Origin of the sequence: Streptomyces sp. 378, assembly GCF_030124145.1 — a bacterium.
In the GTDB taxonomy this organism is placed as follows: domain Bacteria; phylum Actinomycetota; class Actinomycetes; order Streptomycetales; family Streptomycetaceae; genus Streptomyces.
Genome location: NZ_JASKMS010000021.1, coordinates 100,478 through 121,214 on the forward strand (window position 1 = coordinate 100,478; position 20,737 = coordinate 121,214).

16 protein-coding genes are annotated in these 20,737 nt (G+C 71.9%); 7 read left to right on the forward strand and 9 right to left on the reverse strand.

All coding sequences use genetic code 11. The annotated features are described in order from the left end of the window. A complete protein-coding gene (rfbC, locus tag QNO09_RS26175) occupies positions 1 to 606 on the forward strand; it encodes a dTDP-4-dehydrorhamnose 3,5-epimerase (RefSeq protein ID WP_283972698.1) in 606 nt (201 codons plus the stop codon). Positions 607 to 765: 159 nt separating this feature from the next. Here the strand turns inward: rfbC and QNO09_RS26180 are convergent, their stop codons facing one another. The 7 genes from QNO09_RS26180 to QNO09_RS26210 form a co-directional block, all read right to left on the reverse strand. After that, positions 766 to 1,569: a class I SAM-dependent methyltransferase gene (locus tag QNO09_RS26180; RefSeq protein WP_283972699.1), complete on the reverse strand. Its 804-nt coding sequence runs from the start codon at positions 1,567 to 1,569 to the stop codon at positions 766 to 768. Then, positions 1,556 to 2,443: a dTDP-4-dehydrorhamnose reductase gene (gene rfbD, locus QNO09_RS26185; RefSeq protein WP_283972700.1), complete on the reverse strand. Its 888-nt coding sequence runs from the start codon at positions 2,441 to 2,443 to the stop codon at positions 1,556 to 1,558. Before rfbD ends, QNO09_RS26180 begins: the two co-directional genes overlap by 14 nt. Next, a complete protein-coding gene (gene rfbB, locus QNO09_RS26190; protein ID WP_283972701.1) occupies positions 2,440 to 3,420 on the reverse strand; it encodes a dTDP-glucose 4,6-dehydratase in 981 nt (326 codons plus the stop codon). Before rfbB ends, rfbD begins: the two co-directional genes overlap by 4 nt. Next, positions 3,417 to 4,484 carry a glucose-1-phosphate thymidylyltransferase gene (locus QNO09_RS26195; protein WP_283972702.1) on the reverse strand — a complete coding sequence of 356 codons (1,068 nt, stop codon included), beginning with the start codon at positions 4,482 to 4,484 and terminating at the stop codon, positions 3,417 to 3,419. The genes rfbB and QNO09_RS26195 overlap by 4 nt, the downstream gene beginning before the upstream one ends. Before the next feature lie 104 nt (positions 4,485 to 4,588). After that, complete coding sequence (locus QNO09_RS26200) at positions 4,589 to 4,771, reverse strand: hypothetical protein (protein ID WP_283972761.1); 183 nt, start codon at positions 4,769 to 4,771, stop codon at positions 4,589 to 4,591. Between the two features lie 201 nt (positions 4,772 to 4,972). Next, entirely contained in the window at positions 4,973 to 5,392 is a 420-nt protein-coding gene (locus QNO09_RS26205; RefSeq protein ID WP_283972703.1) for a CBS domain-containing protein, read from the reverse strand. An 82-nt stretch (positions 5,393 to 5,474) separates the two neighbouring features. Then, positions 5,475 to 6,410: a LysR family transcriptional regulator gene (locus QNO09_RS26210; RefSeq protein ID WP_283972704.1), complete on the reverse strand. Its 936-nt coding sequence runs from the start codon at positions 6,408 to 6,410 to the stop codon at positions 5,475 to 5,477. A gap of 155 nt (positions 6,411 to 6,565) precedes the next feature. Here QNO09_RS26210 and QNO09_RS26215 point away from each other — a divergent pair, with 155 nt between their 5' ends. After that, on the forward strand, positions 6,566 to 7,261 hold the full coding sequence (locus tag QNO09_RS26215) for a type 1 glutamine amidotransferase domain-containing protein (protein ID WP_283972705.1): 696 nt from the start codon (positions 6,566 to 6,568) through the stop codon (positions 7,259 to 7,261). Between the two features lie 64 nt (positions 7,262 to 7,325). On the opposite strand, the gene QNO09_RS26220 is transcribed toward QNO09_RS26215, so the two are convergent. Then, entirely contained in the window at positions 7,326 to 9,770 is a 2,445-nt protein-coding gene (locus QNO09_RS26220) for a SpoIIE family protein phosphatase (protein ID WP_283972706.1), read from the reverse strand. A gap of 283 nt (positions 9,771 to 10,053) precedes the next feature. On the opposite strand from QNO09_RS26220, the gene QNO09_RS26225 reads away from it, so the two are divergent. Beyond that, positions 10,054 to 12,210: a SpoIIE family protein phosphatase gene (locus QNO09_RS26225; protein WP_283972707.1), complete on the forward strand. Its 2,157-nt coding sequence runs from the start codon at positions 10,054 to 10,056 to the stop codon at positions 12,208 to 12,210. A gap of 109 nt (positions 12,211 to 12,319) precedes the next feature. Here the strand turns inward: QNO09_RS26225 and QNO09_RS26230 are convergent, their stop codons facing one another. Beyond that, a complete protein-coding gene (locus QNO09_RS26230) occupies positions 12,320 to 13,630 on the reverse strand; it encodes a S1 family peptidase (protein WP_283972708.1) in 1,311 nt (436 codons plus the stop codon). A 742-nt stretch (positions 13,631 to 14,372) separates the two neighbouring features. On the opposite strand from QNO09_RS26230, the gene QNO09_RS26235 reads away from it, so the two are divergent. From QNO09_RS26235 to QNO09_RS26250, 4 genes are all read left to right on the forward strand, one after another. Next, complete coding sequence (locus QNO09_RS26235) at positions 14,373 to 14,588, forward strand: type A2 lantipeptide (RefSeq protein ID WP_283972709.1); 216 nt, start codon at positions 14,373 to 14,375, stop codon at positions 14,586 to 14,588. A 117-nt stretch (positions 14,589 to 14,705) separates the two neighbouring features. Then, positions 14,706 to 15,512 carry a biotin/lipoyl-containing protein gene (locus QNO09_RS26240; RefSeq protein ID WP_283972710.1) on the forward strand — a complete coding sequence of 269 codons (807 nt, stop codon included), beginning with the start codon at positions 14,706 to 14,708 and terminating at the stop codon, positions 15,510 to 15,512. Next, on the forward strand, positions 15,509 to 17,734 hold the full coding sequence (locus QNO09_RS26245; protein ID WP_283972711.1) for an NHLP family bacteriocin export ABC transporter peptidase/permease/ATPase subunit: 2,226 nt from the start codon (positions 15,509 to 15,511) through the stop codon (positions 17,732 to 17,734). The genes QNO09_RS26240 and QNO09_RS26245 overlap by 4 nt, the downstream gene beginning before the upstream one ends. Position 17,735: 1 nt before the next feature. After that, positions 17,736 to 20,561 (forward strand): NHLP bacteriocin export ABC transporter permease/ATPase subunit, encoded by a 2,826-nt coding sequence (locus QNO09_RS26250; protein ID WP_283972712.1) that lies wholly within the window; start codon positions 17,736 to 17,738, stop codon positions 20,559 to 20,561. Positions 20,562 to 20,737 lie beyond the last annotated feature (176 nt).

Below are 20,737 nucleotides of genomic sequence, written 5' to 3' on the forward strand. Positions count from 1 at the left end.
ATGCGACCCATGGAGATAGAGGGCGCCTGGGTTCTGGAGCCCAAGGTCTTCCCGGACGACCGGGGCAGCTTCCACGAGTGGTACCGCGGTGCGGAGTTCCGCGAGGCGACGGGCCGCGACCTGTCCCTGGCCCAGGCGAACTGCTCGGTGTCGAAGCGGGGCGTGCTGCGGGGTGTGCACTTCGCGGATGTGCCGCCCAGCCAGGCCAAGTACGTCACGTGTGTGCGCGGTGCCGTCCTGGACGTGGTGATCGACATCCGCGTGGGCTCCCCCACCTACGGCGCGTGGGAAGCCGCACGCCTCGACGACGACACGCGGCACGCCGTGTTCCTCGCGGAGGGGCTGGGTCACGCCTTCATGGCCCTCACGGACGACGCGACCGTGGTGTACCTGTGCTCGGAGGGCTACGCCCCAGACCGCGAACACGGCATCCACCCGCTCGACCCGGCCCTGGGCATCGAGTGGCCGGAGGGCATCACCCCGCTCCTGTCCCCCAAGGACGAGCAGGCCCCGACGCTGGCGGAGGCGGAACGGCAGGGACTGCTGCCGTCGTACGAAGTCTGCCTGGCCTACTACGAGGAACTGCGAGGCGGGCAGGGGACCTAGTGCCGCGGCACTAGCCGCCCAGGGGACACACCGCAGGCCCGGACGCGTGCAGCGTCCGGGCCTGTGTGCCGGGAAAGCCGAGCAAGCCGGAAAGACCGAGAAGGCCGAAGAGGAACGTCGTCGGCGCCGGCCGCCCCGGGCGGTGGCCGGCGCCGTCGCTCAGCGGCTCACACCGACCTGCTGGAGGGCCTTGCGCAGGGGCTCCCAGCCCATGGAGCGGGGCAGACCGCGGTTGCGGGCCTGGGCGAGGGGACGCCAGAAGCCCGCTTCCAGGAGGGCCTCGGGGCGGACGGCGCCGGCTCGCTCCAGGATCGCCTCGGGAACCTTCTGCGGGTCGGGGATCTTGTACTCGGCCATGATCTCGTCGTACTTGTCGTGCAGGACCCGGTTGTCCGGGTCGGCGCCGAAGACGACGAGCTGGCCGGTGGGTGCGGTGTCCACCTGCACCGTGACCAGATCGGGGCGGTAGCGCGCCAGCACCTCGGTGATCTTGTAGACGTCGCCGGTCCAGGCGTTGGTGTGCCGGTCCCGGGCCGCCTCGTCGATGCTGCGCGGCAGCATGTCGTCCAGGACGATCACGCTGGACCAGTCCGAGTACTTCTCGACGTTCATGAAGTCGCGCAGCGCGAACTCGAACAGGTGCATGCCGTCGATGAACGACAGGTCCAGGGTCGTGCGGCGCCAGTAGCCGATCGGGCTGCGGCCCCGGCGCAGGTTGCGCAGCGGGTGACGGCCGCCCTTGAGGTGCTGGAGGGGGTTGTCGCGCGCGAAGAAGTCGTCGCTGGTGGCCTTCACCAGGTGGACGTCGCACCTCAGTTCCGAGACCACCTTGAAGGCGGGGTCGATCGCGATGCTCGGGACGCGGGACAGCGTCAGGCTGCGACCGTCGTTGACGCCGATCTCCAGGTAGTTGCGATTGGCGCTGACCTTGTGCAGTTCCCGGAGGAACTCATGGCGTTTCACGAGGAAGACCTTCCTTGCGGATGCGGGGCAGTGCTTCGTGCAGGGCGGAACGCCAGTCGCGCGGCAGTGGCAGGCCGATCTCCTGCCACCGGTGGTGTGCGAGGGCGCTGTACGCGGGGCGGGGTGCGGGCCGGGGGAAGGCCGCGCTGCTGGTGGGGCGCACTCGGTCCGGATCGGCTCCGATGAGGGAGAACACCTCGCGGGCGAGGTCGTACCAGGTGGCCTCGCCGGAGTTGGTCGCGTGGAAGACACCGTGCGCGTCGGGGCCGAGCCGGCGGCCGAGGTCGGCGATCCGCTCGGCGACGTCGGCGCTCCAGGTGGGCTGTCCGCGCTGGTCGTCGACGACGTCGAGGGTGTCGCGGCGCGCTTCCAGTCCGATCATGGTCCGGACGAAGCTGGAGCCGTGGACGCCGTAGAGCCACGCCGTGCGCAGCACCGCGCTCGCCCCGGGGAGTTCCTCCAGTACGGCCTGTTCCCCGGCCAGTTTGGTGCGGCCGTAGGCGGTGCGCGGGCCCGTCGGGTGGTCCTCCGGGTACGGGCCGGTGCGGGACTCGCCGGAGAAGACGTAGTCCGTGGAGACGTGGAGGAGGCGGGCGTCGTGCGCGGCGCAGGCCCGGGCCAGCAGGCGCGGACCGTCGCCGTTGATCTCCAGGGCGCGGGCCTCGTCGGTTTCGGCGTCGTCGACGGCCGTGTACGCGGCGCAGTTCACGACGAGGTCGGGGCGGTGCTCCCGCACGGCGGCGTCGACGGCCCCGGCGTCCGTGATGTCCAAGGCGGTGCGGTCGAGACCCGTGACGTTCTCGCCGCGCCTCGTGAGTTCCTCGACGACGTCACGGCCGAGCATCCCGCCCGCCCCGGTGATCAGCCACCTCATGCCCGCTCCTGGGCGACGCGCCGCTTCAAGGGCTCCCACCAGGCCCGGTTGTCGCGGTACCAGGCGACGGTCTCGGCGAGGCCGGCGGTGAAGTCGTGAGCTGGGCGGTAGCCGAGTTCGTCGCGGGCCTTGGACCAGTCGACGGAGTAGCGCAGGTCGTGGCCCTTGCGGTCCTCGACATACTCCACCCGGTCCCAGTCCGCTCCGCAGGCGTCCAGGAGCAGCCCGGTGAGCTCCTTGTTGGTGAGCTCGGTGCCGCCGCCGACGTTGTAGACCTCGCCGGGCCGGCCGTGGGTGCGGGCGAGGTCGACGCCCTGGCAGTGGTCGTCGACGTGGAGCCAGTCGCGGATGTTGCGGCCCTCGCCGTACAGCGGCACCTTGTGGCCGTCGAGGAGGTTGGTGACGAACAGCGGGATGACCTTCTCGGGGAACTGGTGCGGGCCGTAGTTGTTGGAGCAACGTGTGACGCGCACGTCCAGGCCGTGGGTGCGGTGGTAGGCCAGCGCGAGCAGGTCGGAGGAGGCCTTGGAGGCCGAGTACGGCGAGTTGGGCTGGAGCGGGTGGTCCTCGAGCCAGGATCCGGACTCGATGGAGCCGTAGACCTCGTCGGTGGAGACGTGCACGAAGGGGCCCACGTCGTAGCGCAGGGCGGCGTCCAGGAGGGTCTGGGTGCCGAGGACGTTGGTGCGGACGAAGTCGGCGGCGCCGGTGATGGAGCGGTCCACATGGGACTCGGCGGCGAAGTGCACGACCTGGTCCGCAGCGGTCATCAGCTTGTCGACCAGCTCGGCGTCGCAGATGTCTCCCTGCACGAACTCCAGCCGGGGGTGGGTCAGTTCGAGGTTGTCGAGGGTGCCGGCGTAGGTGAGCTTGTCCAGCACGGTGATGCGGGGCGCGTCGGGCGCCTCCGAGGCGAGCAGTGCGCGCACGTAGCGCGAACCGATGAACCCGGCGGCGCCGGTGACGAGGAGGTTCATGAAGTGATCTGCACCTTGCTGTGATCTCCGAGGACGAAGCGGTGGGCGCTGGGCACGCTGGGGGCCGGGGTCACCTCGACGTGCCGGCCGATCAGCGAGGCCTCGATCCGGCCGACGCCCAGGATCGAGGAGTCCCGCAGCACGATAGAGAACTCCAGCTCGCTGTCGGTGATGCGGCAGTTCTCGGCGACGGAGGTGAAGGGGCCCACGTAGGAGTTGCTGACGAGGGTGCCCGAGCCGATGACGGCGGGCCCGACGATGCGGGAGCCGACGATCCGCGCGCCCTCTTCGACCACCACGCGTCCTATGGTCTCCGAGGCGTCGTCCACCTCGCCGTCGATGCGGCGCTCCATGACTTCGAGGACCGTGCGGTTCACCTCGAGCATGTCGGCGACGTTGCCGGTGTCCTTCCAGTAGCCCTTGACGACCGTGGAGCGCACGTCGGCGCGGGTGTCGATCAGGTGCTGGATGGCGTGGGTGATCTCCAGTTCGCCGCGCCAGGAGGGTTCGATGGCGCGGACCGCCTCGTGGATGAGGGGCGTGAACATGTAGACGCCGACCAGCGCGAGGTCGCTCTTGGGCTGGTCGGGCTTCTCCTCCAGGCCGATCACCTGGCCGGACGCATCGAGTTCGGCGACTCCGAAGGCACGCGGGTCGGCCACGCGGGTGAGCAGGATCTGGGCGTCGGGCCGATGGCTGCGGAACTCGTCGACGAGGCCCGTGATGCCACCGACGATGAAGTTGTCGCCGAGATACATCACGAAGTCGTCGTCGCCGAGGTAGTCCCGGGCGATCAGCACCGCGTGGGCCAGCCCGAGGGGCCGTTGCTGGGGGATGTAGGTGACGTCGAGGCCGAACTTCGACCCGTCCCCCACCGCTTCCTCGATCTCCCCGGCCGTATCCCCGACGATCATGCCCACGTCGGTGATGCCGGACTCGGCGATCGACTCCAACCCGTAGTACAGCACGGGCTTGTTGGCCACGGGCACCAGTTGCTTGGCCGACGTGTGGGTGATCGGCCTCAACCGCGTTCCTGCGCCGCCGGACAGCACGAGAGCCTTCATTCGGCTCACCTTAGTCGCGATCCGGCGGATGTGAACATCACTTCTTTTAGTTGTGGATGCGCGCAGTTACTCGGATCGTCACCGAGCTGTCCTGCGGGGAGGGGTCAGTCCTCACCCCGGACGATGTTCCACTCCGCCCCGGAGCGCACCGTCCCGGGGGTGCCCCGGTCCTCGACGGCCGGGAGGCAGGTCCGCAGCGCGGCCTTGCCGCGCAGCCGGCGCGCCTTCGACCAGCCGGTCTCGTGCTGACGGACGACGGGCTTCTCACTGGTGTACATGGACTCCACGACTCATCATCTTCCTTCTGCTTGCGCTCCTGTTCGAGTCCCCAGCGAAAAACCGAACAAACCCGGCCCGCCCCTGCCTGCGCCGCGCCCCGACTCTCCTCCCTCGCAGGAGTTCGGACGGTGTGTTCAGCGATCGTGGTGCGGCGGACGTACGACGGTCCCGCGCACGACGGAGTGCGCGGGACCGTCCGGGGGTCCGGGTCAGGCGTTGGGACGCGCGGCGCTGATGTCGCCGAGCGCCGAGTCCGGGTCGCGCTCCATGGCCATGTCGCCCAGGGAGACGATGCCCACGGGATGCCCGTGGTCGACGACCGGGATGCGGCGCACGGAGTGCTCGCGCATCAGCTCCACCGCGTGCCCCAGGTCCTCGTCGGGACCGACGGTGACCAGGTCGTCGCTGCACGCCCCGGCCACGGTGGTCTGCTCCGGGTCGCCGCCCCGGCTGACGGACCGGACGACCAGGTCACGGTCGGTGACCAGACCGCGCAGGTCGTCGCCGTCCGTCACCAGGACGACTCCGAGGTCCTCGTCGCGCATGATGCGCGCCACTTCGGCGACAGAGGTCTGCGGCCCGACGGTGACAGGGTCGCCGGTCATGATGTCGCGGACGTGCTGAGCCATGACGTTCCTCTTCCCTCTTCCTTCGGCTCGTGGCGGTTTCTCCGTCCCGTGCCGCGTCGGGTACCCCGGTCGGCCCGCGGTGTCACCAGGTACGGCCGGCCTTCAGCAGAAGGTCGCGGACGAGGGTCACATGCGGGTTGCCGGAGGCGCCCGGCCGCTGGACGAGGAAGCCGGTGTTGATCGGTACGTCCTCCGGGGCCTGCAGGAGCACCAGAGCACCGGACGCCAGCTCCCCGGCGCACAGGTAGCGCGGCAGCACACTGAAGCCGGCACCGGCGGTCACCAGTGCCAGGACGGCCCTCAGGTCCGGTACCGAGACGGCGGCGCCACAGTTCAGACGCCGGCCGAAGACGTGCCGCCAGTAGCGGCGCACGATGGGCAGGTCCTCGGCGTACGTGATCAGCGGGATGTCGTGCAGCGCGGTGGGGCCGTCCGCGACGGGGCGCCGCGCGATGCGATCGGCCCAGACGGGGGCGGCGACCAGGACGAACTCCTCGTCCGTGAGAGGCACGGCGGACAGTGTGCGACCGCGGGGCCGGGCGGTGGCGATCACCAGGTCGTGGCGGCCGGCGCGCAGTTCGTCGAGCAAGGGCTCGGTCAGTCCCGGGGAGACGCGCAGCCGCACGCCCTCGGTGACGAGCGGGGCGAGGGCGGGCAGGGCCCGGGTCGACAGCAGTTCGGCGGGTCCGGCCAGGTGGACCGGTTCGGCGCGTGACTCCTCCCGGGAGCCGTGGCCGGTGGCCTCGGCGAGCGCGTCGAGCGGGGCCGCGACACGGGCCGCGAGTTCGTCGGCCACGGCGGTCGGGGCGACGCCGCGCGGCAGCCGTTCGAACAGCTCACGGCGGGTCTGCCGCTCCAGCGTGCGGATCTGCGTGGTGACGGTCGGCTGGGACAGGCCCAGCAGTTGCGCGGCGGCCGTGAAGGAGCCGGACCGGTAGACGGCCAGGAAGGTGCGCAGCAGGTTGAGGTCGGGCTGCGCGGGCGGGCCGGTCGCGCCGACGGGATCGATGGGCCTCACGCGATCCGACACTATCGCGCACCGCCATTGGAATTCCTATGGAAGCCATTGGTTCACCCATTGGAAAAACGGCGGTGCGGACGCCTACGGTCGTCATCGTCCGAGTCATCGCCGCGCTGTCCGACCGCGGCCCGTCCCCCTGGAGATCACCCGCCATGTCGAAGATCCTTTTCGTCGTCACCGGAGCCGACAGCTGGACCCTGGCCGACGGCACCGAGCACCCCACCGGCTTCTGGGCCGAGGAGGCCGTCGCCCCGTACGAGGCGTTCCGGGCCGCCGGACACGAGGTCGTCGTGGCCACACCCGGCGGGGTCGAGCCCACCGTCGACCGGGCCTCCCTCGCGCCGGAGGTGAACGGGGGCCGGGAGAACGCCGACCGGATCGCCAAGGCGCTGGAGTCCTTCACCGAGCTGCGGCGTCCCGTCCGTCTCGAGGATGTCCGGCTGGACGACTACGCGGCGGTCTTCTACCCCGGCGGTCACGGCCCGATGGAGGACCTCGCCGTCAACGCCGCATCCGGCCGGCTGCTCGCCCGGGCCCTGGAGTCGGGCAGGCCGCTCGGTGTCGTCTGCCACGGGCCGGCCGCACTGCTGGCCGCGGTCGGGGCCGACGGCGCGAACGTCTTCGCCGGCTACGAGGTCGCGGCGTTCACCAACGCCGAGGAGATCCAGGGCGGCCTCGCCGACCGCGCCCCGTGGCTCCTCCAGGACCGTCTCACCGAGGCCGGGGTGACCGTCCGGGCCGGCGAGCCGTGGGCCCCGCACGTGGTCACCGACCGCAACCTGGTCACGGGCCAGAACCCCGCGTCGTCGGCTCCGCTGGCGGAGGAACTGCTGAAGCGGCTGGGCTGAACTCCCGGGGGGGCGGTGCGGTCACGCTCCGGCGGGCGCCGGGCCGGGCCGGGCGGTGGAGCGTTCAGCGGCCCAGCGTCAGTTCCGCCCACACCTGCTTGCCGCCGCTGACCGGCAGAGTGCCCCACGTCGCGGTCAGCGCCTCGACGAGGAGGATGCCCCGGCCTCCGGTGGCCTCCCAGCCGATGCTGGTCGGTCTCACCGGCGAGCGGGGGGAGGCGTCGGCGACGGCGATACGCAGGCGGTTGTTGACGAGGGTGAGGTCCATGCGGACCTGCCCGTCGGTGTGCACCAGGGCGTTGGTGACGAGCTCGGAGACGACGAGGAGGGCGGCGTCCTGGTCGACGGTGACGCCCCAGGAGCGCAGGGTGCGGCGGGCGAAGCGGCGGGCGTGCCCGACGGCCTGCGGGACGCGCCAGACCGTCCAGCCCTCTCGCAGCGGACGCAGCTCCATGCCGTCGTAGCGCAGGAGGAGCAGGGCGACGTCGTCGCTGCGCGGGGCATCGCCCAGGAGGGCATCGGCGACCAACCCCAGGTCGGCGGGTGTTGCGTCGGCCAGCCGCTCGGCGAGGTGCTCCATGCCGTCGTCGATGTCGGAGCCGGGCGTCTCGACGAGCCCGTCCGTGACCAGGGCGATCACGGTGCCGGGCGGGAGCCGGAGCGGACTCATGGGGAAGTCGGCCCGGGTGACCACCCCGAGGGGCGGCCCGCCCTCGGCCTCCGCGATCTCGGTCCGGCCGTCCGGGTAGCGCAGCACCGGCGGCAGGTGCCCCGCGCGCACACACCACGCCGCGCCCTCCTCCAGGTCGACATCGACGTAGCAACAGGTCGCGAAGAGGTCGCTCTCCATGTCCATGAGCAGCCGGTTGGCGTGGGCGACGACCACGTCGGGCGGGTGCCCCTCGACGGCGTAGGCGCGCAGGGCGGTGCGCATCTGGCCCATGAGGGTGGCGGCCCCGGCGCTGTGGCCCTGGACGTCGCCGATGACGAGGGCGACGTGGTTGTCGGGCAGCGGGATGACGTCGTACCAGTCGCCGCCGAGTTCGAGCCCCGCCGTGCTGGGCAGGTAGCGTGCGACGGCCTCCGCGCCCGGCAGCCGGGGCAGGCTGCGCGGCAGCAGCTGGCGTTGGAGCATGCCGACGAGTTCGTGCTCGGCGTCGAAGGCCCGGGCCCGCACCAGAGCCTGCCCGGCGAGCCCCGCGCAGGCGGTGAGCAGGGCGCGTTCGTCGGTGCCGAAGTCGTGCGGGGTGTCCCAGCCGATCAGGCAGACGCCGGCCATGCGGTTCCCGGCGGGCAGCGGCAGGACGGCGAGGCCGCCGGGGCCGACCTCGGCCAGGGCGCGTTCCAGCGGGCTGCCGGCGGGCCAGATGCGGGCCCGGCCCTCGCGCAGCGCGGCGGCGAGGGTGGGCATGGCGCGCACGGGCGCGTCGGGCCACTCGGTGCGCCACTCCGAGCGCCACAGCTCGGGCCAGGCCTCGGGTTCGGGCGGGTCGAGGACGGTGACGACGAGCCGGTCGCTCTCCAGCTCGGCGAGCGCGATCCGGTCGGCTCTCAGCGGCATGCGCAGCGCGGCCACCACGGCCTTGCCCACGTCGCGGACGGTGACGGCGGTGGCCAGCGCGGCGGCCAGACGCTGGACGCGCGCCACGTCGGTGACGTCGGAGCGCAGGGAGACGTCGACGACCGTGCCCACGAGCCGGGCCGGGCGGCCCTCGCCGCCGGGCAGGAGCCGCCCGCGCAGCCGGAGCCACTTCGGCGGCCCGGCGGGCTGGAGCACCCTGAACTCCAGCTCCCGGTCGCCGATGGACATGTGGTCGGCCTCCACCACCGACATCAGCGAGGGCAGGTCCTCGGGCACGGTCAGGCTGAGCAGCGTCTCGATCCGGCCGTCGAACTCCACGGGGTCCAGGCCGAACAGGTCCAGCAGGTCGTCGCCGACCCGGACGCGGCCGGTGTCCATGGCGAGGCTGAAGGCGCTCGGCGGCAGGTCGCCGGCCTCGGCGGGCGCGGCCGGGGCGGTGAAGGCCACCGCCCCGGAGACGAGCTCCAGGCACCTGAGGTCGTCGGCGGCGAACCCCTCGGGGTGCTCGCTCACGGCCAGCAGGCAGCCGCCGTCCTCCTGCACGGGCAGGGCCGTGAGGAAGAAGCCCCCGGACGGCACGCGCCGCGCCTGGGCGTGCTCGGCGAGTTCCGCCGGGCCCAGTGACACCGGCCGTCCACCGCGGTGGGCCTCGGCGACCGGGGACCGGCCTGCGCGCGGGTAGCTGTCGCGCAGTCCGTAGAGCGTCCTCGGGACGCCGGCCGACTCCATCAGGCACAGCAGCTCGCCGTCCTCGCTGGGCGCGTACACCGCGGCGAACGCCGCACCGGCGAAGACGAGTGCCTGTTCGAGGATACGGCGCAGCCGGTCGGGCGACTCGTGATCGACCGCGATCGCCTTGAGGGCACCTTCGGCACGCAACGTTCGCGTTCCGCGCTCTTGGGCGCCCTGACTGACCACGTTGGCCATTACAGCGCTATTGGGACACCTGCGCAGCCCCTGTGGGCGTTCCGTGGACCGGCGTCGAACACCGGCGCTCGAAAGAAACCGAACATGTCTTAGGCATGCGGTGCGCACGGTGTTCTCGTGACAGGCGTGACGGTCCGGGCGCGGTGGGTGGCCGGGTGCCCCTGGGGGGTCACATGCCTGTGACCGACGACAACCGGGGTCGCCGCGGGACCGCTCGTGGTGCGGGACGGGCCGCCAGGGGGGAGATTTGTTCCTGGACCCGGTAGCGCGGCCGTGCGAGGAGGTGGTCGGCGTGTCCGACGGGCAGTCGTCCGCGCAGGCGCCGGCAGCCGCCAGGACGCCGGTCGGCCGTCCCGTGCTCTCCCTGGCTCTGGCCTCGATGATGGACGAGGTGCACGCCCACTCCGGCGCGGTGTACCTGATGGCGCAGGACCAGCCGGTACTGGAGATGGCGGTGATGGCCGGTCTGCCACGGGCGTTCGCGGCACCCTGGGAACGAGTGGGCCTGAGCGCGCCGATCCCCGTCGCCGACGCCGCGCGCGAGCGGCGGCTGGTGTGGGTCGGCGGCGAGGAGCAGATGGCCCGCCTCTACCCGCGGATCGCCGTGGTGCTGCCCTATCCGTTCGCCCTGGCCGCGGTGCCCGTCGCGACCGAGTCCACGGTGTACGGCGCGGTCTTCGTGACCTGGCCGGGCTCACATCCGGCGGAGATGTCCGACCATGAGCGCGAGCATCTGACCGCGGCCTGCGGTCGGCTGGCCGTCCGGCTGGAGCGGGCCGCCGAGCACAGCGTCCCGCCGCACCCCGAGACCGATCTGCTCGCCGGGCCCCTGGTGGGTGGCATGGCCGGCACGCTCGGCGCGGTCGAGGCCGCCCGGATGGTGAGCCGGCTGCCGTACGGGCTGGTCTCGCTGGATCTGCACGGCCGGATCGGCTTCGTCAACGCGGCGGCGGGCGAGCTGCTGAACGTGCCGGTCAGCAGACTGCTCGGTACCCAGCTGTGGGCGTCGGTGCCGTGGCTCAACGACCCGGTGTACGAGGACCGGTACCGGGCCGCTCTGCTCAGCCAGCACGTCACGTCGTTCGTGGCGCTGCGCCCGCCCGGCGAGTGGCTGTCGTTCCGGCTGTACCCGAGCACGACGGGCCTGAGCGTTCGCATCACCAGGTCCAAGGCCGTGTCGCAGATGAACCGGACCGCGCCGCCGCCGGACGGGACGCCGTCCCGGCTGGTCACCATCACACAGGTGCTGGACCTGGCCGGCGCGCTCACCGAGGCGGTGGGGGTGCAGGACGTGGTGCAGCTGGTCGCGGACGAGATCGCCCCGGCCGTGGGCAGTCAGGCGCTGGTCGTGCTGGGCTCGCGGGCGAACCGGCTGCGGGTGCTCGGACACCGCGGGTACCGGGACCCGCACCTGGTGGAACGGTTCGACGGGATGCCCCTGACCGAGCCGACACCCGGCACCCAGGTGCTGCGGACGGGCGTCCCCGCGTTCTTCGAGTCGCAGGAGCAGATGGAACGGCTGTACCCGGCGCGGGCCGCGACCCCCGACGGGTTCGCGGCCTGGGCCTACCTGCCGCTGATCGCCCAGGGCCGCCCGGTCGGGACGTGCGTCCTGTCCTACGCCGAGCCGCATCCGTTCCCGACGGAGGAGCGGGCGGTGATGATCAGCATGGCCGGGCTGATCGCGCAGGCGCTGGAGCGGGCGCTGCTCTACGACGCCAAGCACCGGCTCGCGCACGGGCTGCAGGAGGCGCTGCTGCCGCACTCCCTGCCCACGTTGCCCGGCATCGAGGCGGTCGGCCGCTATGTGCCGGCCACGCAGGGCATGGACATCGGCGGCGACTTCTACGACCTGGTCGGCACCCGGGGGACGGCCGCCGCGGTGATCGGGGACGTGCAGGGCCACAACGTGACGGCGGCCGGGCTGATGGGGCAGGTCCGCACCGCGGTGCGCGCGTACACGACCGTGGGGCAGGCACCCGAGGAGGTCATGCGCAGCACCAACCGGCTGCTGCTGGACCTGGGGTCCGACCTCTTCGCCAGCTGCCTGTATCTGCGGCTCGACCCGGCGCGCGGGCGGGCCGTGATGTCCCGGGCGGGGCATCCCCCGCCGCTGCTGAGACGGCCGGACGGACGGGTGCGCGTCCTCGACCTGGCGGGCGGGCCGTTGCTGGGCATCGACGCCGCGGCGGTGTATCCGACGACGGAGGTCGCCCTGCCCCCCGGTTCGCTGCTCGTCCTCTATACGGACGGGCTGGTCGAATCCCCCGGCACGGACTTCGAGGAGGCTCTCGCGGATCTGGGCGGGTGGCTGGCCGACGCCGGGGACCGGCCGCTGGACGAGCTGGCCGACAGCCTCGTCCACCAGGAGCGGCACCACGCGGACGGGGAGGAACGGCGCGACGACATCGCCCTGTTGCTGATCAGGGCCCTCGGCTGACGCAGCGGGCACCGGGGCGGAGAACGCCGGTGGGCCGGCCCGGTCCCGCCAGGAAGGGGGCGGAACCGGACCGGCCGCGTCGGACCGGCTGCCGACGGCTGTGCAAGGGTCAGCGGGACTCGGTCAGACCGGAGTTGTCCTCGACGTCATGACCCGCGTCCTGACCGGCACCGGCTTCCGCACCGGCACCTGCCTCTTCACCGGCACCCGCTTCGCCGCCCGCACCGGCTTCCTGGCCCGCGCCCGCTTCGCCGCCGGCACCGGCCTCGTCGCCGGCACCGGCCTCGTCGCCGGCGCCGCCGCCCGCGCCGAGGGTCGCGCCGACCGCCTCCAGGGCGGTGGTCACCGGCTGGAAGAACGTCTCGCCGCCGACCGTGCAGTCACCGCTGCCGCCGGAGGTCAGACCGATCGCGAGACCGTCCTGGGTGAACAGCGAGCCGCCGCTGTCGCCCGGCTCGGCACAGACGTTGGTCTGGATGAGACCGGTGACGGTGCCCTCCGGGTAGTTCACCGTGGCGTCGAGTCCGAGGACCTGGCCGTCGGCGAGCCCGGTGGTGCTGCCCATCCGGAAGACCTGCTGACCGACGGTCGCCTCGGCGGCCTCGGTGATCTGGACCGTCTGGTTACCGGTGTTGACCTCGCTGGGGGCCTGGGTCGCCGGGTCGTCGTACTTCACGAGTGCGAAGTCACCGGCGCCGGGGAAGGTCGACTGATCGACGGTGGCGATCGGCTGGCCGCCCTGCGTGTCGGACCACTCGTTGCCGCCGAGGGTGCAGTGACCGGCCGTCAGGAAGGCCGGGGAACCGTCGCCCGCGGTGACGTTGAAACCGAGGGAGCAGCGCGAGCCGCCCGCGAAGATGGCGTCCCCGCCGGAGACGAACGGCTTGAAGACGCCGGAGGACTTCTTGAGCGTGGCCATGCCGGAGCCGAGCTCCTGCACGGTGGATTCCAGTCTGTCCCACTTGGCGCCGGTCACGGTGCTGTCGGCGGTCACCAGCAGCTTGTTGGTGCGCGGGTCGATCGACCACGAGGTGCCCGCGATGGTCGCCTCGGACTTCAGCGTCGACGCCCCGTCCTGGAGCTCCGACCAGCTGTTGTCGACCTCGCGGACCTTCGCACCGGCCGCCTTCGCCTGCACGATCACGTTGTTGTTGTCACCCGGCACGACGTTGACGACCAGCTGCCGGCCGGCACTGTCGTAGTAGGAGCCGCCGAACGCCTCGCCGAGGAGCCCGGAGAGCTGCGAGGCGAGATCCGAGGCGTCGCCCGCCTTCAGGGTCTTCGGCGCTGCCGCCGCGTCACCGGACGAACCATCCTGGGAGGCGTTGGCGTTGGGGAGCAGGATCGCGGCCGCGCCGAGCGCCACCACGCTGCCCGCCGCTATCGCGGCCTTGCGCTTCGGAATTCGCTTGTGACTCAAACTTCTCTCCTCCTGGGGGACGGAGTACGTGCCGCCGTCCGGCAGCTTCTGGGGGGCGCCTGGATGGCTGTTGGTACGCACGGGCCGCACGGGGCGTTCAATTCCGTTTGCAAGTGATCCCTTCGCATCGTGGAATCGGCCAACTCCCGTCGCCCGCGCGTCGGCCGCTCGGTCCGCGACCGGCCTGCTCACACGGACCGGTCCGACGGGGCGGGTCCGGCGGTCTCGCGGAAAGCCATGGCCGGATGCCGCCTTTCCGGCAGCGGGGTCCCGCGCCATAGCGGAACGGAACACTCCGTATCCGCCCGGGAACGATCCGTTGTCATGACGGAGTCGAATCCCGGCTTCAGTGAATCTGCACATCGAATGCTCAAACCGGTCACCGAAAGAAGGGTTGTCCACGCCCCGGCGGGGTGGGTCACGCCTTTGGGGCGGGAGTGCCGGATTCGCCGCCCGAAGAAGCAAGGGCCCGAATGCGCTGATGCGGTGCCCCATGTGAAGAACTCGCTCCCATGCGGTGTCCAGACCTGCACGGATCGGTGCCGCTGAGGCGCAAGTTCCCTGGTGGGGCAGGTGGTTGATTGGAAGGGCGGACCAGCAGCGTGCTTTGATCCATCGCACCGCGGGGGCCGCCCAGGGCATTCGGAAACGAAAGTCCGGCACTCGCGGTCGCGGCCGTCATCTGTCCCCAGAGGGGGCCGCTCCCCCCTTGTGAGATATCCATATGAAGGGAAGTTCCATCATGAACTCCACCCCCCAGGTTGAGACCGTCGAGATCGCCGACGCCGAGCTCGACGCCGTCTCCGGCGGTCTGGCCGTGAACGCCCTGAACACCGTCACCGACACGGTGAACGGCATCGCTCCGGTTTCCGGCCTGGCCGACACGGCCGTCGGCACCGTCGAGGGTGTCACCGGCCTGAACACGGCCCCGGTCACCAACCTGGTCGCCGGTCTCTGATCGAGCCCCCGTGCCGTTGAGTCCCGGAGCCGCAGCCGGCGGTTCCGGGTTCTTCGGGTGCCGTGACGGCTTCCGTCGCGGCCGTCGGTACCTCTTCTACGGGTGAGGGAAGTTCCCTTGCAGTTCCGCCAACAGGCCCTCGCCAAGCTCCAGTCACCGGAGGAACTCGACCTGCCGGTGCGGTTCGCGCGCCCGCAGGGCTGGCTCGTGCTCTCGGTGACGGTGGTCGCGATGGCGGCCGCCTCGGTCTGGGCGGTGACCGGTTCGGTGACCTCCACCGTCAGCGCGCCCGCCATCCTCACGCACGGGCGGGGCAGTTACGTCCTCCAGAGCCCCGTCGCGGGCCAGGTCACCGCCGTGCTCGCGAAACAGGGCCAGCAGGTGCCCGCGGGCTCTCCCGTGCTCAAGGTCCGTACGGCCGAGGGGGAAGCGGTCGTGCGCACGCTCGACGCGGGCCGGGTCTCCGCGCTCGCCGCGACCGTCGGGCAGATCATCCGGACCGGCGCGAACGTCGCCGCCGTCGAGAAGGTCGCCCGCACCGGGGACCCGCTCTACGCGACCGTGTACGTCCCGCCCGCCAACGCCGCCTCGATCCCCGACGACGCCGCCGTGGACCTGACCGTGCAGTCGGTGCCGACGCAGGAGTACGGCGTGCTGCGCGGCCATGTGAAGTCGGTGGACCGTTCCGCCCAGTCCCCGCAGCAGATCGCCGCGTTCCTCGGGGACAGCCAGCTGGGCCGGCAGTTCACCGAGAAGGGCAGGCCGGTGGCCGTGACGGTCCGGCTGGACAGGTCGTCCGCCACGAAGAGCGGCTACCGGTGGTCCTCCGCTGACGGGCCGCCGTTCAAGCTGACCTCCATGACCCTGGCCTCCGGCTCGATCCGGCTGGCCGATCAGCGCCCCGTCGACTGGCTGCTGCCATGAGCGCCACCGCACAGGAGCCCCGGAGCAGGCGACGCGCCGCCCCGCCGAAGCGCAAGGTGCCCAAGGCCCGGGCGAAGACCGTCCGCACGCCCACCGTGCTCCAGATGGAGGCCGTCGAATGCGGCGCCGCCTCCCTGGCGATGGTGCTCGGCCACTACGGCAAGCACGTCCCGCTGGAGGAGCTGCGCATCGCCTGCGGTGTCTCCCGTGACGGCTCGCGCGCGAGCAACCTCCTGAAGGCGGCCCGCTCTTACGGCCTGACGGCCAAGGGCATGCAGATGGACCTGGCCGCCCTCGCCGAGGTGACGTCGCCGGCCATCCTGTTCTGGGAGTTCAACCACTACGTCGTCTACGACGGCATGGGCCGCCGCTTCGGCCGTCGCGGCGTCTACATCAACGACCCCGGCAAGGGCCGCCGGTTCGTGCCCATGGAGGACTTCGACGGCAGCTTCACCGGTGTCGTGCTGGTGATGGAGCCCGGCGAGGACTTCACCCGGGGCGGCCGCAAGCCCGGAGTCCTGGGCGCGATGCCCGCCCGGTTGCGCGGCACGGCCGGCACGATGCCCGTGGCGGTGCTGGCGAGCCTGCTGCTGGTGGCGGTCGGCGCCGCGGTGCCCGCGCTCAGCCGCACCTACATCGACGCGTTCCTGATCGGCGACCAGACCTCGCTGCTCGGCGTGCTGTTCACGTCAATGGCCGCGTGTGTGCTGCTCACGGTCGTGCTGACCTGGCTCCAGCAGGCCAACCTGCTGCGCGGCCGCATCATCTCCTCCACGCTCTCCAGCGCCCGCTTCCTGCGGCATCTGCTGCGGCTGCCGGTGACGTTCTTCTCCCAGCGCAGCCCGGCCGACCTGGTGCAGCGGCTGCAGTCCAACGACGCGGTGTCCGAGACGCTGTCCCGCGACCTCGCGGCGGCGGGCGTGGACGCGGTCGTGGTCGTCCTGTACGCGGTCCTGCTGTACACCTACGACCCGCAGCTGACGTTCGTCGGCATCGGTGTGGCGCTGCTGAACATCGTGGCCATGCGCGTGGTGATCCGGCTGCGGGCGACGCGCACGGCGAAGCTGCGCGCGGACACCGCCCGCCTCACCAACACCGCCTACACCGGCCTTCAGCTCATCGAGACGATGAAGGCGACCGGCGGCGAGGACGGCTACTTCCGCAAGTGGGCCGGGCAGCACGCCACCACGTTGGAGGAGCAACAGCGCCTGGGCGTGCCGAGCGCCTGGCTGGGCGTGGTCGCGCCGACCCTCGCCACCCTGAACAGCGCGCTCATCCTGTGGATCGGCGGCATGCGCGCGGTCGAGGGGCACATCTCGGTCGGTCTGCTGGTCGCCTTCCAGGCCCTGGTCACCCGGTTCACGGCACCGCTGACCCGGCTGAACGGCGTCGCGGGCCGCATCCAGGACTTCGCGGCGGACGTGGCCCGGCTGAAGGACGTGGAGAACTTCCAGGCCGACCCGCTCTACGGCCGCCCCGGCGCCGTCGAGTCCACCCGCCGCCTTCAGGGCCATGTCGAGCTGGAGAACATCACGTTCGGCTACAGCCCGCTCGACAAGCCCCTGCTCAGCGGCTTCGATCTGACGGTCGGCCCCGGGCAGCAGGTCGCGCTGGTGGGCGGCTCGGGCAGCGGCAAGTCCACGGTGTCCCGCATGATCTCCGGGCTGTACGCGCCGTGGGAGGGCGTGATCCGCATCGATGGGCAGCGCATCGAGGACATCCCGCGCGGAGCGCTGGCCGCCTCGGTCTCCTTCGTCGACCAGGAGGTGTTCCTCTTCGAGGGCACGGTGCGCGACAACGTGGCGCTGTGGGACCCGTCGATCCCGGACGACGCGGTGGAGGACGCGCTGCGCGACGCCGCCCTGTACGACGTGATCACCCGCCGCCCCGGCGGCATCCACAGCAGGGTCGAGCAGGACGGCCGCAACTTCTCCGGCGGGCAGCGCCAGCGCCTGGAGATCGCGCGGGCACTGGTGCGCCGCCCGAGCATCCTGGTGCTCGACGAGGTGACGAGCGCCCTGGACGCCGAGACCGAACAGGTCGTGATGGACAACCTGCGCCGACGCGGCTGCGCCTGCGTGGTGATCGCGCACCGGCTCAGCACGGTGCGCGACAGCGACGAGATCGTCGTCCTGCAGCACGGCACGGTCGTGGAGCGGGGACGGCACGAGGACCTGGTGGCCCGCGGCGGCGCGTACGCGGCACTGGTCAGGGAGCGGTGAGATGACGGCCGTGCACGAAGGGCACGACGGCGACCTGGTGCTGGGCGCCTTGGGGCAGTTGGGTTCGCGCATCGACTGCGCCGGGTTCAACCGCCTCGACCTCGAAGGCCCGCAGGTGCTGTGGCTGGTTGCGTCCGGGGCCGTGGACCTGTTCGCGGTCGACGCCGGGCAGCAGGGCCACTGGCATCATCTGGGCCGGCTGGAGGCGGGCTCGCTGGTGCTCGGCCCGGTTCCCGGCCCGCAGCACACCCTGGTGGCCCGGCCGCTGCGGGACTGCGTGGTGCACCGCGTCGGCCTGCGCGAGCTGTACCAGCCCGCCGACACCACGACCTGGTCGTACGACGCGTACGGCAACCCGCAGTACGTGCCGCCGACGACGAGCCCGCTGGAGTACGCGCTCGCGCTCGGCGTCGGCCGCAGCCTGTCCATCCTCTTCCAGGCGCCGATGGCCACCGAACGGGCCGCGGCACCCACGGACGACGACGTGTTCTGGATGCAGGTGCCGCCCGGCAGCGTCCAGTACGGCTCGCTGTACGGCGCCGAGGCCGCGGCCGACCTGCTGATGGACCCCGCGCTGTGGCAGTCCATGGTCGACCAGCAGTACCGGCTGCTGACCACGCTGGACCGCTGGATCGAGCAGCTGGAGCGCACCCACGAGACGCGCACGGCGGAGGGCATCAAGGCCGGTGAGGCGGTGCGCGTCCAGGCCGACCGGACGCTGCTCGCCTCCATCGGCACGCGTTCCTCCCAGCGCACCACCGCGGCCGACGCGGACGCCACCTACGCGGCCTGCAAGCTGGTCGGTGAGGCGGCCGGGATCCGCCTCACCGAGCCGACCCGGAAGGACACCGGCGGCGACCGCCTCGACCCGGTCGAGCAGGTCGCCCTGGCCTCCCGTGTCCGCACCCGGGCCGTACGGCTCGACGGCCGCTGGTGGCGGGACAACGTGGGGCCGCTGGTCGGCCGGCGGGCCCTGTCGGGGGCGCCGGTGGCACTGCTGTGGCGGCGTGGCGGCTATGTCGCGGTGCATCCGTCGACCGGTCGTGAGACGCCGGTCGAGAAGGCCAACGCCGAGGAGTTCGAGCCGCGCGCGGTGATGTTCTACCGTCCGCTGCCCGAGCGCGGGCTCAGCCCGCTGAGGCTGCTGCGGTTCTGCGTACAGGGCATGCGCGGCGACCTGACCGGTCTGCTGCTCAGTGGTCTGGTCACGGTGGCGATCGGCGCGCTCGTGCCCGTCGCGACCGGCAAGGTGCTGGGCGAGTTCGTGCCGAAGGCGCAGACCGAACTGATCGTGCAGGTGTGTCTGGCGGTGATGCTGAGCAGCGTGGTGGCGGCGGCCTTCATGCTGTTGCAGAACCTGACCATCCTGCGGCTGGAGGGCCGGATCGAGGCCACGCTCCAGCCGGCGGTGTGGGACCGGCTGCTGCGGCTGCCCACGAAGTTCTTCACCGAACGCTCCACCGGTGAGCTGGCCAGCGCGGCCATGGGCATCAGCGCGATCCGCAGGCTGCTGGCGGGAGTCGGGCCGACGGTCGCCCAGTCGGTGACGGTCGGCGCGATGAACCTGGGGCTGCTGCTCTGGTACAGCGTGCCGATGGCGATGGCCGCGATCGGCATGCTCGTGGTGATCGCGGCGGTCTTCCTGGGGCTCGGGTTGTGGCAGGTGCGCTGGCAGCGGCGGCTGGTGGTGCTCTCCAACAAGCTGAACAACCAGGCGTTCCAGACGCTGCGCGGTCTGCCCAAGCTGCGGGTGGCCGCCGCCGAGAACTACGCGTACGCCGCGTGGGCCTCTCAGTTCGCGCGCAGCCGGGAGCTCCAGCAGAAGGTCGGCACCATCAAGAACCTCACGGCGGTGCTGGGCGCGGTGTACCTGCCGTTGTGCACCCTGCTGATGTTCATGCTGCTGGCCGGTCCGGCCCGGGGCTCGATGTCGGCGGCCGCGTTCCTCACCTTCAACACCTCGGTGACGATGCTGCTGACCTCCGTCACCCAGCTGACGGGCGCGTTCGTCTCGGCGGTGGCCGTGCTGCCGCTGTTCGAGGAGATCAAGCCGGTGCTGGACGCCACGCCGGAGGTGCGCACGGCCAGCACCCGGCCGGGTCCGCTGACCGGGGCGGTCGAGGCACGGCGGGTGTCCTTCCGCTACGCGGACGACGGTCCGCTGGTCCTGGACGACGTGTCGTTCGAGGCGCGGCCGGGCGAGTTCGTCGCGATCGTCGGCCCGAGCGGCTGCGGCAAGTCGACGCTGCTGCGGCTGCTGATCGGCTTCGACCGGCCCGTGTCGGGCAGCGTCCTGTACGACGGGCAGGACCTGGCGGCCCTGGACCAGTCGGCGGTGCGTCGCCAGTGCGGGGTGGTGCTCCAGCACGCGCAGCCGTTCTCCGGCTCGATCCTGGACGTCATCTGCGGCACCGAGCCGTACACGCCGGAGGAGGCGATGGCGGCCGCCGAGATGGCCGGTCTGGCCGAGGACATCAAGCGGATGCCGATGGGTCTGCACACCATCGTGGCGGGCAGTGGAGCCGTTTCCGGCGGGCAGCGCCAGCGGCTGATGATCGCCCAGGCGCTGATCCGCCGGCCGCGGATCCTCTTCTTCGACGAGGCGACCAGCGCCCTGGACAACGACACGCAGCGCACGGTCATCGAGAGCACCAAGGCCCTGCACGCGACCCGGATCGTCATCGCACACCGGCTGTCGACCGTGATGGACGCCGACCGGGTCGTGGTGATGGAGGAGGGCAAGGTCATCCAGCAGGGCCCGCCCGCGCAGCTCCTGGCCGACACGAGCGGCCGCCTGCACGAGCTGGTCCGCCGCCAGCTGGCGTGACGCAGGGCACTCCCCCGCAGCCCCTGGTCCCGCACGGCGCTGCTGCCGGCACTCCCGGTCGTCCCGGGATGCCGCTTATCGTGCGATCCCGCCTCCCCCGACCCGGCGTGCCCGGACGGGCCGCACGAGGCCGGCAACGGCGTGGCGCGTGCCGGAGCAGGAAGCGCCGCCGGTGG